Source organism: Variovorax sp. PBL-E5 (assembly GCF_901827185.1).
Taxonomy (GTDB): Bacteria; Pseudomonadota; Gammaproteobacteria; order Burkholderiales; family Burkholderiaceae_C; genus Variovorax.
In genome coordinates this window covers 395,647-409,241 of the sequence record NZ_LR594671.1, presented here as the reverse complement: position 1 = coordinate 409,241, position 13,595 = coordinate 395,647, and the positions used below count along the sequence as shown (strand labels likewise).

The window sequence follows — 13,595 nt, the reverse complement described above, 5'->3', positions numbered from 1 at the left end:
CAAAAATCCGGACGGATGCCGGTGATTGTGCAGCGTGCAGCCTCCGGCTTGGCGGCCGCGCGGCGGGCCTGCGATCGCGGCGCCTCGGCGGGTCAGCGCGGCACGCCGAGCCAGGCTTCGGCCACCGCGCGCAGCGCATCGCCCTGCGAGGCCTGCCACACCATTTCCGGCGCGGCGATGTGCACGCCGGGCGGCGCCAGGCGCAGTGCGATGTCCACCAGCTCCGCCACCTTGGACGCGCGCGCCGGCTGCTCGCTGGCCGGCACCATGAAGCGCGCGGCCGACAGCATCCAGGCCGCCAGCCGCTCGGCCGGATTCGCGAAGCGCGCAGCAGCCGGCTTCTGTGCCGAGCGCACCAGGATCACGCGCTCGAAACCCAGCGCCACCACCGCATGCTCGTCGAGCGTGGCCAGCCCGCGCTTCAGCGCCTCGGGCAGGCGGCCCTGTTCGTGCGGCTGCACGATGGCCAGCGTGCGCACGCCACAGCGTCGCAGCCATGCGGCCAGTGCCGGCAGCTGCGCCGGATCGGGCGTCCAGAGCGCGCGTTCGCGGTCATGGTAGAGGCGCGGCGGCTCGAACTGCACGAGTGCCGTATCGGCCGCGATGGGCAGCCATTGCGCGATCGGCAAGGCCGGCGCCGGCACGGCCTCGACATCGCGCAGCGCAGCGCGCATCGGCTCGCGCGCCAGCACGCGGGTGCGCGCGAAGCGATGCCGGCCGACGAGCCGCCGCACCAGTTCCTGGCCCAGCGCGCCGGTGGCGCCGGCGATCAGCAGGGTGCCGGCCGCGGCAGCGTCGGCAACGGCCGGCGCGGGCGGCCGGTTCGCGGCCTGCAGCGCTTGAAGAGGATCGACCGCCATCCATCTATGCTACCTTCGCCCACTTCGCACGGAGGCTCCGACATCATGGTGAAACGCTGGTTCCTGATCATCCTTGCAGCCCTCTCGCTCGCAGGCTGCGGCTACAACGACTTCCAGCGCCTGGACGAGGCCAGCAAGTCGGCCTGGAGCGAAGTGCTCAATCAATACCAGCGGCGCGCCGACCTGGTGCCCAACATCGTGGCCACGGTCAAGGGCGAGGCGAGCTTCGAGCAGGACACGCTGACCAAGGTGATCGAGGCGCGCGCCAAGGCGACCTCGATCCAGGTCACGCCCGAGACGCTCAACAACCCCGAGGCCTTCAACAAGTTCCAGCAGGCGCAAGGCGAACTGTCGAGCGCGCTGTCGCGGCTGATGGCGGTGTCGGAGAACTATCCCAGCCTCAAGGCCAACCAGGCCTTCCGCGACCTGCGCGTGACGCTCGAAGGCACCGAGAACCGCATCACCGTGGCCCGCAACCGCTACATCCAGACGGTGCAGGAATACAACGTGCTCGCGCGCAGCTTCCCGACCAACCTGACGGCCAAGGTCTTCAGCTACGCGCCCAAGCCCAACTTCACGGTGCAGAACGAGGCGCAGATCTCGACGCCGCCAACCGTCGATTTCAGCGCACCGAAAAAATAGCTCCCCCCAGTCTTCGTGCACTTCGTGTCACTTCGCCAACCCCCTCGCCGGGGGCAACACCTGCGGCCCGGCAAAGCCGGTTCCGCGGTGTTCCGCGAATGGCTGTCCGCCCTGCAGAGCGTTGCGGCCCGTATCGCCGCGCTCTTCCTGATCGCGCTCACCTTCAGTGCGGCGGCGCACGCGCAGGACCTGCAGCCGGTGCCCGTGCTGAACGCGCGCGTGATCGACCAGACCGGCACGCTCGATGCGTCGCAGCGCCAGGCGCTCGACGCCAAGCTGCAGGCCTTCGAGCAGAAGAAGGGTTCGCAGATCGTGATGCTGATGGTGGCGACCACGCAGCCCGAGGACATCGCGAGCTATGCCAACCGAGTCGCCAATGCCTGGAAGATCGGCCGCAAGGCGGTCGGCGACGGCGTGCTCGTGCTGGTCGCCAAGAACGACCGCAAGATGCGCATCGAGGTCGCCAAGACGCTCGAAGGCGCGGTGCCCGATCTCGCGGCGGCGCGCATCATCGACGAGGCGATGGCGCCGCGCTTTCGCCAGAACGATTTCGCGGGCGGCCTCGATGCGGCGGCCGACCAGCTGATCGCGCGCATCAGCGGCGAGCCGCTGCCCGAGGTCGATGCGAAGAGCGGCGACTTCGGCGAGCGCGGGGCGGCGAAGGGCTTCGATTGGCAGGACCTCGCCGTCTTCCTCTTTATCGCGGTGATGGTCGGCGGGCCGATCGCGCGCTCGGTGCTCGGCCGGATCCCGGGCTCGCTCGCGATGGGCGGGCTGACTGGCGTGATCGCGATGCTGCTCACGTCGAGCCTCATGATCGCAGTGCTGGCCGGCATCGGCGCGCTGTTCTTCACGCTACTGTCGCTGGCCTTCGGCTCGGGTCTCGGGCGCGGCGGCCGTGGCGGCGGATTCGGGGGTGGCTTTGGCGGCGGCGGCTTCGGCGGTGGATCGTCCGGCGGCGGTGGCGGCTTCAGCTCGGGCGGCGGCGGCGATTTCGGTGGCGGCGGCGCCTCGGGGAACTGGTAGCCATGGCCTCTCTTCTTGCCAGGCTCGGCCGCTTGTGGCGCCATCGCTGGGTCGACGAGGCCGAGGTCCGGCGCGCGCTGCCGCCGGCGCTGCTCGATCGCCTCACGCGCCGCGTTGCCGCGAGCGAGCGCCGGCACAGCGGCGAGATCCGCGTCTGTATCGAGGCCGGGCTGCCGCTGTCCTACCTGTGGCGCGGCGCGCCGGTGCGCGAGCGCGCGATCATGCTGTTCGGCAAGCTGCGCGTCTGGGACACCGAGCACAACAACGGCGTGCTGATCTACCTGCTGCTGGCCGAGCGCGCGATCGAGATCGTGGCCGACCGCGGCATCGATTCGCACGTCAGCACCGAGGAATGGGCCGCGATGGCGAAGCGCATGGGTGCCGCGTTTCGCGAAGCGCGCTTCGAGGACGGACTCACGCAGGCGCTGGAGGAAGTGTCGGCGCTGCTGGTCGCGCACTTCCCGCTGCCCGAAGGCGAAGCCAACCGCAACGAACTGCCGGACGCGCCCGTCGTGCTCTGAAGCGCAGCGCCGGCGCCGCGCTCAGGAGCCTTGCGCGTTCAGCAGGCGGTGGTTCACCGCATGCACCGCATCCAGCTCGGACTGCAGTGCGCGCGAGACCTGCGACAGCGTGCGCAGCCGCCGGTTGCTGTCGCGCAGCCGGTCCGCCATGCCCTTGCACAGCCCCAGCATCAGCCGCGCCGCCACGACCGGGCGCGTGCCGACCAGCTCGAGCAGCGCGGCGCGCGACAGGATGCCGAGCTTGACCTCGGTGAGCGTGGTGCAGCTGGCCGAACGCGGCGCGCCGTCGATCACGCCCATCTCGCCGATCAGGCTGCCCGGGCCGACGACCGAGATCACGACTTCCGCGCCCGGCACGCTGGCGGCGGAGACAACGCGCACCTGTCCTTCGAGCACCAGCGCCATGTAGTCGCTGCCGGCCGCGTCGCCCTCTTCGAACAGCAGCGTGTCCGGCAGCAGGTGCAGGGGCTTCATCGCATTGACCACGATGCGGGCCTCGTGCGCGGCCATGTGGGCCATCGGCGCCGCGGTGATCAGCAGATGGACCGCATGTTCGCGCAGGTCGATGCGCAAGGACGATGAGGTGGACGGATTCATGGCCGCTGCTTCAGGCCGGAAAGGCGTTCGACGGGCTGACCTGCGAACTCGAAGCGACAAGGAGGGAAGGAAGAGGACACGCGGCCAGTTTCTCAGAGGCCCCGAGTCCCAAAACTCGCACTTTCTCGCGGCGCGCGCACAACGGCGGCAGTGGGCGAGAAGTTTTTCTCTTTCTGCCGGCCACGCGCGCGAGGCAACGCGCTACTTCTTGCCGCCCATCTTGTCCAGCAGGTTCATCTTCATGCCATTCGACATGATCATGTCGCCCGGCTTCTGCCCGGGCTTGCAGGGCCCGACCCACTTCGCGTCGATGACGATCGAGCCCTCGGCACGGCCCATCATCGGCGGGCTGTAGCTGGACTTGCTTTCCACGTGGTAAGTGCTGTTGAAGTCGCCCGACATGACGGAATGGGTGGTGGCCACCGTGTTGCTCGGCCCTTCCAGTTTGCAGACGGTGTCGACGATGATCTTGCCGCCTTCGTTGCGCATGTCCTGCTTGGAGCACCGGTCCTTGCTCATGCCCTCGCCCATCTCGCGCATGGCCTTGTCGCTGGCGGCATCCATGCACTGCTGCGTCACCTGGACCGGGAGTTTCGATGCCGTGGCACCCAGGTTCATCGACATCTCCCACAGGCCGGGCTTGCGTGCCGGAAAGTCGAGCGAGAACGCGGCGCCGGCCAGCGAAAGGCCGGCTGCGAATGCGACGGCGATCCGAGCGGACGGGATGAAAGAGGTCATTGCAGGCTCCGGCGCAGGGGTGGAGGAAAAGCCAGCCGCTTTCTACCCTGCACGCCGAATCAACGAAATAGCGCGATCGGCATAGGCCCTGCCCACGCCGCTATCCCAAGGCCCGCAATTCCCTCAGCGCCACCGACAGCATCGCCGCATCGGGCGCTGCCACCGCGCGCAGTTCGCCCAGCAGTTGCGCCGCCCGTTCGAGCGTGCGGCCGTTGCCGGCCTGCCAGGCCTCGACCAGCGCGGCCGGGGATTCGCTCTCGCCGCCACCGGCCAGCACCGCGCCGGTGATCGAGCGCTGAAGGCCCGCCAGGTCATCGAGCATCGCGCCCTTGGCCAGCATCTGCCAGTGCTGGTCGCCGGGCAGCGCCGCGATCCGGTCGCGCAGCCACGGCATGCCGAGCCGGTTGGCGAGGTCGAAGTAGATCGCGGCCACCAGTGCGACCGGCCAGCGGGCGCCGCCCGCGATCTCGGCGATGTCGAGCGTGGCGTAGAGCGTGTCGAAGGTGACCACGCGTTCGGCCAGCTTGCGCGGCACGCCGCTGGCAGCGTAGCGCACCACCGCGGCATCGACGCGGGCGCGCTCGTCGGCGTCGAGCAGTTCGGACAGCCGCGCCGACAGGGTCTCGACGTTCGGCGTGAAGTGCTCGATCGTCGCGGCCATGTCTTCGCCCAGGCGCCGCGAGCGCAGGAACCACATCGTCCCGCGCTCGAGCTGGCGGCTGGTGTCGATCAGCATGCTCGACTGCACCGCATCGTCGACCTGGTTGTCGAGCGCCTCGATCGCCTGCCACAGCGTCACCATGCCGAAGATCTCGCGGCTCATCAGGTAGGCGCGCACGATCTCGAAGGCGCGCGCGCCGGTGGTCTCGCCCAGCCGGTGCACGAAGGTGCTGCCCACGCGGTTGATCATGCTGTTGGTGACGTGGGTGGCGATGATCTCGCGCCGCAGCGGATGGCGCTGCATGTAGGCCTCGAACCTGTGCTGCAGCAGCGGGGGGAAATAGCGCTGCAACGCGGTCGCGACCCATGGGTCGTCGGGCAGCGGCGAGGCCAGCAGCTCGTCGTAGAGCCAGATCTTGCTGTACGCCAGCAGCACCGCGCTCTCGGGGCTGGTCAGGCCCAGGCCCTGGGCGCGGCGCTCGGCCAGCGCTTCGTCGGAGGGCAGGTATTCGATCGCGCGGTTCAATCGCCCGGCCTTCTCGAGGTACTGCATGAAGCGCGTTTGCGCATCGAGCAACTGCGGCGCGATGCGGCCGGTGACCGACAGCACCTGGGTCTGGAAGACGTTGTCGCGCAGCACCAGCGCGGCCACGTCGTCGGTCATCTCCGGCAGCAGCGCATTGCGCTGCTTCTCGGTGAGCTCCCCTTCCGTGATGGGCAGGCCGAGCAGGATCTTGATGTTGACCTCGTGGTCCGAGGTGTCCACGCCGGCCGAGTTGTCGATGGCATCGGTGTTGATGCGCCCGCCGGCGAGCGCGTATTCGATGCGCCCGAGCTGCGTGCAGCCGAGGTTGCCGCCTTCGACGAACACCTTGCAGCGCAGCTCGCGGCCGTTGACCCGCAACGCGTCGTTGGCGCGGTCGCCCACTTGCGCGTGGCTCTCGCTGGTCGCCTTCACATAGGTGCCGATGCCGCCGTTGTAGATCAGCGCGACGGGCGCCTTCAGGATCGCATTCACGAGTTCGGTGGGCGTCAGCGCATCGGCCGCGAGTCCCAGCATCGCCTTGACCTGCGGCGTGAGGACGATCGACTTGGCGCTGCGCGCATGGATGCCGCCGCCCTCGGAGATCAGCGACGCGTCGTAGTCGGCCCACGACGAACGCGGCAGCTTGAACAGGCGCTCGCGCTCGGCGAAGCTGCGCTCGAGGTCCGGCGCCGGGTCGAGGAAGACGTGGCGGTGGTCGAACGCCGCCAGCAGCTGGATGTGCCTCGACAGCAGCATGCCGTTGCCGAACACGTCGCCCGACATGTCGCCGATGCCGGCGACGGTGAAGTCGGTGGTCTGCGTGTCGATGCCCATCTCGCGGAAGTGCCGCTTCACAGACTCCCAGGCGCCGCGCGCGGTGATGCCCATGGCCTTGTGGTCGTAGCCCACCGAGCCGCCGGAGGCGAAGGCGTCGCCGAGCCAGAAGCCGTATTCCTTGCTGATGCCGTTGGCATAGTCGCTGAAGGTGGCCGTGCCCTTGTCGGCCGCGACCACCAGGTAGGGGTCGTCGGTGTCGTGGCGCCGGACCTCGGGCGGCGGCACGATCGCCTCGCCGACCCGGTTGTCGGTGATGTCGAGCAGGCCGCGCAGGTAGTCCTGGTAGCAGGCCACGCCTTCGCGCAGGTAGGCATCGCGGTCGCTGGCCGACGGCGCGCGCTTGAGGACGAAGCCGCCTTTCGACCCGACCGGCACGATCACCGTGTTCTTGACCATCTGCGCCTTCACCAGGCCCAGCACCTCGGTGCGGAAGTCTTCCGGCCGGTCCGACCAGCGCAGCCCGCCGCGCGCGGCGCGGCCGCCGCGCAGGTGCACGCCTTCGAAGCGCGTCGAGTACACGAAGATCTCGAACATCGGCTTGGGCGCCGGCAGGTCGGGCACCTGCGCCGAATCGAACTTGAAGGAGGCGTAGCTGCGCCGCCGGCCGGCCGCATCGCGGCGCCAGAAGTTGGTGCGCGTGGTGGCCAGCATCAGCGCGAGGTACTGGCGCAGCACGCGGTCTTCGGAGAGGTTCGCCACCTGCTCGAGCGCGGTCTCGATCTCGCGCACCTTCTCGCCGCAGCGCGCGTCGATGCCGGCATCGGCGGCCAGCGCCGGATCGAAGCGCAGCTTGAACAGCTCGACCAGCGCGCGCGCCACGGCGGCGTTGCCTGCCAGCGTGCTTTCGATGAAGGACTGCGAGAGCGCGAAGCCGATCTGCCGCATGTACTTCGCATAGGCGCGCAGCACCACGATCTCGTGCACCGGCAGGCGGGCCGCGAGCACCAGGCGGTTGAAGTCGTCGTTCTCGACCTCGCCGCCGAGCACCGCGCCGAAGGCTTCCTCGAACACAGGGCGCAGCGTGTCGACCTCGATGTCGACATCGCCGAGCGCGCTCTGCAGGCCGAAGTCGTGGATCCAGATCGGCGCCGCGCCCTCCGGTGCGACGCGGTGCGGATGCTCGTCCAGCACCTTCATGCCCAGGTGTTCGAGCATCGGCAGGCTGGCCGACAGCGTGAGCGGCTCGCCCTGCCGCAGCAGCTTGAAGCGCAGCGTGCCGGGCGCCGCCTCGAGCGGCCGGTAGAGGTTCATGCCGAGCGGCTGCTTGTCGCTCAGGTGCGCCATCAGCTCGATGTCGTGCACCGCAGCGCGCGCCGCGAACTCGTCGCGGTAGCCGGGCGGGAAGGCAGCGCCGAAGCGGCGCAGCAGCGCATTGCCGCGCGCCTCGCCGGCCGCCTCGATCAGCGCCGAGCGCAGGTCGTCGGCCCAGCGCCGGGCCGCCGCCACCAGGCGCTGCTCGAGCTCACGCACGTCGAAGGGCGGGATGCTGCCGGGCTTGGTGCGCACGGTGATCTGGACCCGCGCCAGCACCGATTCCGACAGGTGCACGTTGAACTCCGAACCGATGCCGTTGAACTCGCGCAGCAGGATGTCCTGCCACTTCTGGCGCAGCTCGGTGGTGTAGTTCTCGCGCGGCGCGTAGATCAGGCACGAGAGAAAGCGCTCGAAGGGATCGCGCCGCACGAACAGGCGAAAGCGCTGGCGTTCGCCCAGGTGCAGGATGCCCATGGCCGTCTGCAGCAGGTCGTCGTCGCCGGTCTGGAACAGTTCGTCGCGTGGGTAGGTTTCGAGGATGTTGATCAGCGCCTTGCCGGAGTGGCTGCCCGCGGGCAGGCCGGCGCGCTCGACGACGCTGGCCACCTTGCGCCGCAGCAGCGGAATCTCGGCCGGGCTGGCGCTGTAGGCGGTCGAGGTGAACAGGCCGAGGAAGCGGTCCTCGCCGCAGACGCTGCCGCCGGCATCGAAGCGCTTGACGGCGACGTAGTCGAGATGGCCGGGCCGGTGCACGGTGGAGCGCGAGGTGGACTTGGTCACCACCAGCAGCTCGGGCCGGCGCGCATGGGCCCGCACCTCGGGCGGCAGCGCGGCGAACGCGGCGTTGGCGCTCGGCGCCGGGCCGTCGCGCAGGATGCCCAGGCTCGAATCGGGGACGATCTTCAGCGCGTCTTCGCCGTCGACCGTGACCAGCTCGTGGCTGCGATGGCCGAGAAAGGTGAAATGGTTGTCGGCCAGCCAGCGCAGGAAGGCCTGGCCCTCGGCGAGTTCCTGCGGCGGGATCGGCGGCGCGTGTTCGTCGAGGTGGGCGACGATGGCCAGCACATGGTCCTGCATCTTCTTCCAGTCGGCCACGGCCAGCCGCACGTCGCCGAGCACGCGCACCAGGTCCTCGGCCAGCGCGTCGAGCCGGGCCGGCTCGGGCACGCGGTCGACCTCGACATGGATGAAGGATTCGCGCCGCGCATCGGGCGACGCGCCTTCGCCCGCCAGGCCCTGCAGGATGCCGTCGCCGCCGCGCTTCACGGCCACCAGCGGATGGATGATCAGGTGCAGCGTGAGCCCGTGGCGGTTGACCTCCATCGTCACCGAATCGACCAGGAAAGGCATGTCGTCGTTGACGATCTCGATGATGGTGTGCGTGGACTGCCAGCCATGCTCGGCGATCGTCGGGTTGAAGGCGCGCAGCTTGGCGCGGCCCGGCTCGCGCTGGCGCGCGAAGCTCCATTGCGAGAGCGCCGCGCCGTACAGGTCGGCCACCTGGCGCTCGGCCAGATCCTCCGGGTCGACCTGGCCGAAGTATTCGCGCGCGAAGGCGACGAGTTCATCCGCCGTCGCGGCCGCCACCTTGGCCCGCACCAGTTGCACCACTTCGTCCAGGCGCTCGTCCCTGCGCCCCGTCTCTCTCGTATGGGTCTGCATGATTGCCTTTCGAGTTGGCATTCGTAATCTACATCGCCGAGCGCCCAAAAGGGGCTTGCGCCAGACCGCCTCGCGGCAGCAGACTGGACGGCTCGAACGGAGTACACGCCATGACCACCGAACTTCAAGCCACTGTGGACGCACTGGTCCAGAAGGGCAAGGGCATTCTTGCCGCCGACGAAAGCGGTCCGACGATCGCGAAGCGCTTCCAGGCGATCGCGCTGGACTCGACCGAGGAAAACCGGCGCGCCTACCGCAGCCTGCTGCTGACGACGCCGCAGGCCGGCCGCTACCTCAGCGGCGTCATCTTCTACGAAGAGACACTGACGCAGAACGCCGACGACGGCGAGCCGCTGCCGCAACTCGCGGCGCGGCAGGGCATCGTGCCGGGCATCAAGGTCGATGCCGGCAAGATCCCGCTGGCCCTGTCGCCGGGCGACGAGATCACGCAGGGCCTGGACGGGCTCGCCGAGCGGCTGCAAGGGTACAAGCAGCACGGCGCGCGCTTTGCCAAGTGGCGCGCGGTCTACAACGTCTCCGCGACGCTGCCGAGTCGGGCCGCGGTCGAAGCCAATGCCGAAGCGCTCGCGCGCTATGCAGCGATCTGCCAGGCCGAGGGCGTGGTGCCGATCGTCGAGCCCGAGGTGCTGATCGACGGCGGCCATACGATGGCGCGCTGCGCCGAGGTCACGCAGGCCGTGCTGCAGGAAGTGTTCCGCGCGCTGCAGCGCCATCGGGTGGCGCTCGAGCACATGCTCTTGAAGCCGAGCATGGTGGTGCCCGGCAAGACCCACGCGCAACAGGCGTCACCGGCCGAGGTGGCCGCCGCGACGCTGCGCGTGCTGCGGCGCACGGTGCCCGCGGCGGTGCCCGGCATCAACTTCCTGTCCGGCGGCCAGTCGCCCGCCGAAGCGACGGCCAATCTGGACGCGCTGAACCGGCTCGGCGCGCAGCCGTGGTCGCTGAGCTTCTCGTACGGGCGCGCGTTGCAGGATCCGGTGCTGCAGGCCTGGCAGGGAAAGGCCGCGCAGGTGCGCCCGGCGCAGGACGCGCTGCTCCAGCGCGCCCGGCTGAACGGCGCAGCCAGCGAAGGCAAGTACGAGGCCGCGATGGAGGCGGCCTCCGCCTAGCCGTTCAGTTCTTGCGGCCGTAGCGCGCGCTGAACTTCGCTTCGCCGAGCATGTTGGCGTGCACGGCGAAGCCGACCAGCGCCGCCGTGCCGTCGGCCGGCACCTCGAGCTTGTCGACCTTCAGCGCGTAGACCGTGAACACATAGCGATGTGGCTTGTCGCCGGCCGGCGGGCAGGCGCCGCCGAAGCCCGCCGCGCCGAAATCGGTGCGGCCCTGCACGCTGCCGGCCGGCAACCCCTTGCCGTCGCCGTTGCCCGCGCCCTCGGGCACACCGCTGGCCGTGGCCGGGATGTCGTAGACCACCCAGTGCCACCAGCCGGAGCCGGTCGGCGCGTCCGGGTCATAGAGGGTCAGCGCGAAACTCTTGGTGCCGGCCGGCGCGCCGCTCCACGACAGCGCGGGCGAGATGTTCTTGCCGCTGCAGCCGAAGCCGTTGAAGACCTGGGCGTCGCTGAGCGTGCTGTTCGGCTTGATGGTGGGGCTGTGCAGCGCGAAGCCGTCAGCATGCGCGCCGAGAGCGCTCGCGAGCAGCACGCCGCTCACGGCCAGGGACCGACGAAATGAACTCATGGCAGTGTCTCCGTTGAACTCAGGGACGGCCATGGTGCCAGTTCGCGCCCGCTCAGGATATCGGCTTGCGCCACACGCTGGCCAGCCACGGCTGCTGCTCGCGCGGCAGGCCGGCGGGGCGGTAGTAGTGGCCGAGCTCGACGAAGCCGGCGGCCGTCATGTGCTGTCGCCATGCCGCCAGATCGTGGAAGGCGCCGTAGCGCTCGCCGCGCCAGCCCTCCTGCCCGTCGCCGCGCGGATTCGAGCTGAACAGCACGCCGCCCGGCTTCAGCGCCGCATGCAGCTCCCGCAGCACGCGCGGCAAGGCCTGCGTGGGCACATGGAACAGCGCCGCGTTCGCGAACACGCCGTCGAAGCGGCCGGCCGGCAGATCCAGCCAAAGGAAGTTCTGCTCCAGCACCTCGCAGCCACTGTCTGCGCGCGCCATCTGCGCGAGCTGCGCGGATCCTTCCAACCCGGTCGCGCGATGACCGAGCCGCCTGAACGTGAGAAGGTCGCGCCCCGGCCCGCAGCCGAAATCCAGGATCTCGAACGGCGGCGGCGCCTCGATGGCCGCGAGCAGCGCCGAGATGTTCTGGCGCACGTCGTGGTCGCGCGTGGCGGCCCGGAAGTCTTCCGCCTGCCGGTCGTAGTGCGCAAGCGTGCGCGCGCTGAGGTGCGCGAGGTCTTCGGGCGTCAGGTCCATGGGTGCGCCGAAGCTCAGCTGCGCTCTCCGGAAATGTAGTGCTCGAGCTGTTCGATGATGAACTTCTGCTCCGAGATGATGCCCTTGACGAGGTCTCCCATTGAAATCAGGCCCGTCAGCCTGCCGCCGTCGATGACCGGCAGGTGGCGCACCCTGTTCTCGGTCATCAGTGCCATGCATTCCTCGGTGGTCTGGTCGGGACGCACGTACATGACCGAGGTGGTCATCACCTCGTGCAGCGACGTGTCCTTCGACGCGCGCGAAAGCAGGACGATCTTGCGTGCATAGTCGCGCTCGGTGAACATCCCGACGATCCGGTCGTTCTCCAGGATCAGGAGCGCGCCGATGTTCTTCTGCGCCATCAGCGCGACCGCGTCGAACACCGAGGCCGTGGGCGCCATGGCATGAACCGCCTGGTCGCCTTTCGCCTTGAGAATCTGCGCGACGGTCTTCATGGTCGTTCCTCCGGGAAGGACGCGGGAACCCGAAGTCCGGGCGATGCCGCGCGCCAGGTCAGCTGGCATCAAAGCATAGGCGATCGCGGCTGATTTCTCCACGCCCCGGCAAGGGATGGCCGCGCTTCGCCGAGGCTGGTGCGCCGGTCATCCGTGTCGCCGGCGGCTCACCAGGCCGTCCATTTGAGCCCGCTCGTCGCCGAGGCCAGCGTGCGCTCGATGAAGCGCACACCGCGCGCGCCTTCTTCGACGCGCGGATAGTCGGCGGCCAGCGGATCGGCCTGCATGCCCGCGAGCCGCGCGCGGATGTCCGCCGCCACGCCGGCATAGACATTGGCGAAGGCCTCGATGAAGCCCTCGGGATGGCCGCTCGGCAGGCGGCTCGCGCGCTGTGCGGCTTCGCACAGCCAGGGCGCGCCGCGCGTGAGGATGCGCTTCGGGCCGTCGTGCGGCAGGTGCGTCAACTGGCTCGGCCGCTCCTGCCGCCATTCGAGCGTGCCGAGCGTGCCCGAGACGCGCAGGCGCAGGTCGTTCTCGAGCCCGGTGCTGATTTGCGAGGCCACCATCACGCCACGCGCGCCGCCGCGAAAGCGCAGCAGCACGCCGGCATCGTCGTCGAGCGCGCGGCCGGGCACCAGCGCGCTCAAGTCGGCGCAGAGGCTTTCGATTTCGAGGCCGGTCACACTGGCGACGAGGTTCTCGGCATGCGAGCCGATGTCGCCCATGGCACCGGCCGCGCCGCTGCGCGCCGGGTCGCTGCGCCACGCGGCCTGCTTGTGGCCCTCGGCCTCGAGGCGTGTCGCGAGCCAGCCCTGGTTGTACTCGACCACCACCTTGCGAATCTCGCCGAGCGCGCCCGCGCGCACCATCTCGCGCGCCTGGCGCACCATCGGATAGCCGGTGTAGTTGTAGGTAACGCCGAACACCGTGCCCTGGCGCGCGACCGCCGCGACCAGCGCGTCGGCCTGTTCGCGCGTGTGCACCAGCGGCTTGTCGCACACCACGTGGAAGCCCGCATCGACGAAGGCCTGCGCCACCGGGAAGTGCAGGTGGTTCGGCGTGACGATGGAGACGAAGTCGATGCGCTCGTCCGGCGCACGCCGAAGCTCGTCGCCGAGCAGACGCTGCCAGTCGCCATGGTTGCGGTCGTCGGCAAGGAACAGGTCGCGGCCCGAGGCGCGGGCCTTCTCGGCGCTCGACGACAACGCGCCGGCGACGAGATCGACCTGCCCGTCGAGCGCGATCGCCTTGCGGTGCACCGCGCCGATGAAGGCATCGCGCCCGCCGCCGACCATGGCGTAGCGCAGCTTGCGGGGGAACATAGAGTCAGTCATGGATACCGATCAGCCGCGAGCCCGAGCCCCTTTCGCGGGACGCCGCGGATCCGGCTTCGCCGGTCCGCCGGCGTCGCCCCCGGCGAGGGGTTGGCGA

The 13,595-nt window shown here is 69.6% G+C and carries 12 protein-coding genes; 4 read left to right on the top strand and 8 right to left on the bottom strand.

The window, feature by feature from the left end:
* Nucleotides 1–92: 92 nt before the first annotated feature.
* On the bottom strand, nt 93–860 hold the full coding sequence (locus WDLP6_RS02000) for a hypothetical protein (RefSeq protein WP_162590995.1): 768 nt from the start codon (nt 858–860) through the stop codon (nt 93–95).
* 45 nt (nt 861–905) lie between these two features.
* On the opposite strand from WDLP6_RS02000, the gene WDLP6_RS01995 reads away from it, so the two are divergent.
* The 3 genes from WDLP6_RS01995 (at nt 906) to WDLP6_RS01985 (ending at nt 3,049) form a co-directional block, all read left to right on the top strand.
* A complete protein-coding gene (locus WDLP6_RS01995; protein WP_162590994.1) occupies nt 906–1,502 on the top strand; it encodes a LemA family protein in 597 nt (198 codons plus the stop codon).
* Nucleotides 1,503–1,589: 87 nt separating this feature from the next.
* Nucleotides 1,590–2,528 (top strand): TPM domain-containing protein, encoded by a 939-nt coding sequence (locus WDLP6_RS01990; protein WP_162590993.1) that lies wholly within the window; start codon nt 1,590–1,592, stop codon nt 2,526–2,528.
* A gap of 2 nt (nt 2,529–2,530) precedes the next feature.
* On the top strand, nt 2,531–3,049 hold the full coding sequence (locus WDLP6_RS01985) for a TPM domain-containing protein (protein WP_162590992.1): 519 nt from the start codon (nt 2,531–2,533) through the stop codon (nt 3,047–3,049).
* Nucleotides 3,050–3,070: 21 nt separating this feature from the next.
* On the opposite strand, the gene WDLP6_RS01980 is transcribed toward WDLP6_RS01985, so the two are convergent.
* The 3 genes from WDLP6_RS01980 to WDLP6_RS01970 all read right to left on the bottom strand — a co-directional run bounded on the left by WDLP6_RS01980 (nt 3,071) and on the right by WDLP6_RS01970 (nt 9,323).
* A complete protein-coding gene (locus WDLP6_RS01980; RefSeq protein ID WP_162590991.1) occupies nt 3,071–3,646 on the bottom strand; it encodes a Crp/Fnr family transcriptional regulator in 576 nt (191 codons plus the stop codon).
* A gap of 201 nt (nt 3,647–3,847) precedes the next feature.
* Nucleotides 3,848–4,384 (bottom strand): DUF3617 domain-containing protein, encoded by a 537-nt coding sequence (locus tag WDLP6_RS01975; protein ID WP_162590990.1) that lies wholly within the window; start codon nt 4,382–4,384, stop codon nt 3,848–3,850.
* Between the two features lie 100 nt (nt 4,385–4,484).
* Nucleotides 4,485–9,323 (bottom strand): NAD-glutamate dehydrogenase, encoded by a 4,839-nt coding sequence (locus WDLP6_RS01970; protein ID WP_162590989.1) that lies wholly within the window; start codon nt 9,321–9,323, stop codon nt 4,485–4,487.
* Between the two features lie 110 nt (nt 9,324–9,433).
* Here WDLP6_RS01970 and WDLP6_RS01965 point away from each other — a divergent pair, with 110 nt between their 5' ends.
* On the top strand, nt 9,434–10,453 hold the full coding sequence (locus WDLP6_RS01965; RefSeq protein WP_162590988.1) for a class I fructose-bisphosphate aldolase: 1,020 nt from the start codon (nt 9,434–9,436) through the stop codon (nt 10,451–10,453).
* Nucleotides 10,454–10,457: 4 nt separating this feature from the next.
* Here WDLP6_RS01965 and WDLP6_RS01960 read toward each other — a convergent pair whose 3' ends face one another.
* The 4 genes from WDLP6_RS01960 to WDLP6_RS01945 all read right to left on the bottom strand — a co-directional run bounded on the left by WDLP6_RS01960 (nt 10,458) and on the right by WDLP6_RS01945 (nt 13,486).
* Entirely contained in the window at nt 10,458–11,024 is a 567-nt protein-coding gene (locus tag WDLP6_RS01960) for a YbhB/YbcL family Raf kinase inhibitor-like protein (protein ID WP_162590987.1), read from the bottom strand.
* 52 nt (nt 11,025–11,076) lie between these two features.
* Nucleotides 11,077–11,709 (bottom strand): class I SAM-dependent methyltransferase, encoded by a 633-nt coding sequence (locus WDLP6_RS01955; protein ID WP_162590986.1) that lies wholly within the window; start codon nt 11,707–11,709, stop codon nt 11,077–11,079.
* Nucleotides 11,710–11,723: 14 nt separating this feature from the next.
* Nucleotides 11,724–12,164 carry a CBS domain-containing protein gene (locus WDLP6_RS01950; protein ID WP_162590985.1) on the bottom strand — a complete coding sequence of 147 codons (441 nt, stop codon included), beginning with the start codon at nt 12,162–12,164 and terminating at the stop codon, nt 11,724–11,726.
* A gap of 167 nt (nt 12,165–12,331) precedes the next feature.
* On the bottom strand, nt 12,332–13,486 hold the full coding sequence (locus WDLP6_RS01945; RefSeq protein ID WP_443083387.1) for a Gfo/Idh/MocA family protein: 1,155 nt from the start codon (nt 13,484–13,486) through the stop codon (nt 12,332–12,334).
* Between the last annotated feature and the right edge of the window lie 109 nt (nt 13,487–13,595).

Bases quoted from the DNA above. Each gene is read 5' to 3' on its own strand.
- WDLP6_RS02000 (WP_162590995.1), bottom strand. From the start codon at position 860: ATGGCGGTCGATCCTCTTCAAGCGCTGCAGGCCGCGAACCGGCCGCCC.
- WDLP6_RS01980 (WP_162590991.1), bottom strand. From the start codon at position 3,646: ATGAATCCGTCCACCTCATCGTCCTTGCGCATCGACCTGCGCGAACAT.
- WDLP6_RS01960 (WP_162590987.1), bottom strand. From the start codon at position 11,024: ATGAGTTCATTTCGTCGGTCCCTGGCCGTGAGCGGCGTGCTGCTCGCG.
- WDLP6_RS01995 (WP_162590994.1), top strand. From the start codon at position 906: ATGGTGAAACGCTGGTTCCTGATCATCCTTGCAGCCCTCTCGCTCGCA.
- WDLP6_RS01965 (WP_162590988.1), top strand. From the start codon at position 9,434: ATGACCACCGAACTTCAAGCCACTGTGGACGCACTGGTCCAGAAGGGC.
- WDLP6_RS01950 (WP_162590985.1), bottom strand. From the start codon at position 12,164: ATGAAGACCGTCGCGCAGATTCTCAAGGCGAAAGGCGACCAGGCGGTT.
- WDLP6_RS01975 (WP_162590990.1), bottom strand. From the start codon at position 4,384: ATGACCTCTTTCATCCCGTCCGCTCGGATCGCCGTCGCATTCGCAGCC.
- WDLP6_RS01945 (WP_443083387.1), bottom strand. From the start codon at position 13,486: ATGTTCCCCCGCAAGCTGCGCTACGCCATGGTCGGCGGCGGGCGCGAT.
- WDLP6_RS01970 (WP_162590989.1), bottom strand. From the start codon at position 9,323: ATGCAGACCCATACGAGAGAGACGGGGCGCAGGGACGAGCGCCTGGAC.
- WDLP6_RS01985 (WP_162590992.1), top strand. From the start codon at position 2,531: ATGGCCTCTCTTCTTGCCAGGCTCGGCCGCTTGTGGCGCCATCGCTGG.
- WDLP6_RS01955 (WP_162590986.1), bottom strand. From the start codon at position 11,709: ATGGACCTGACGCCCGAAGACCTCGCGCACCTCAGCGCGCGCACGCTT.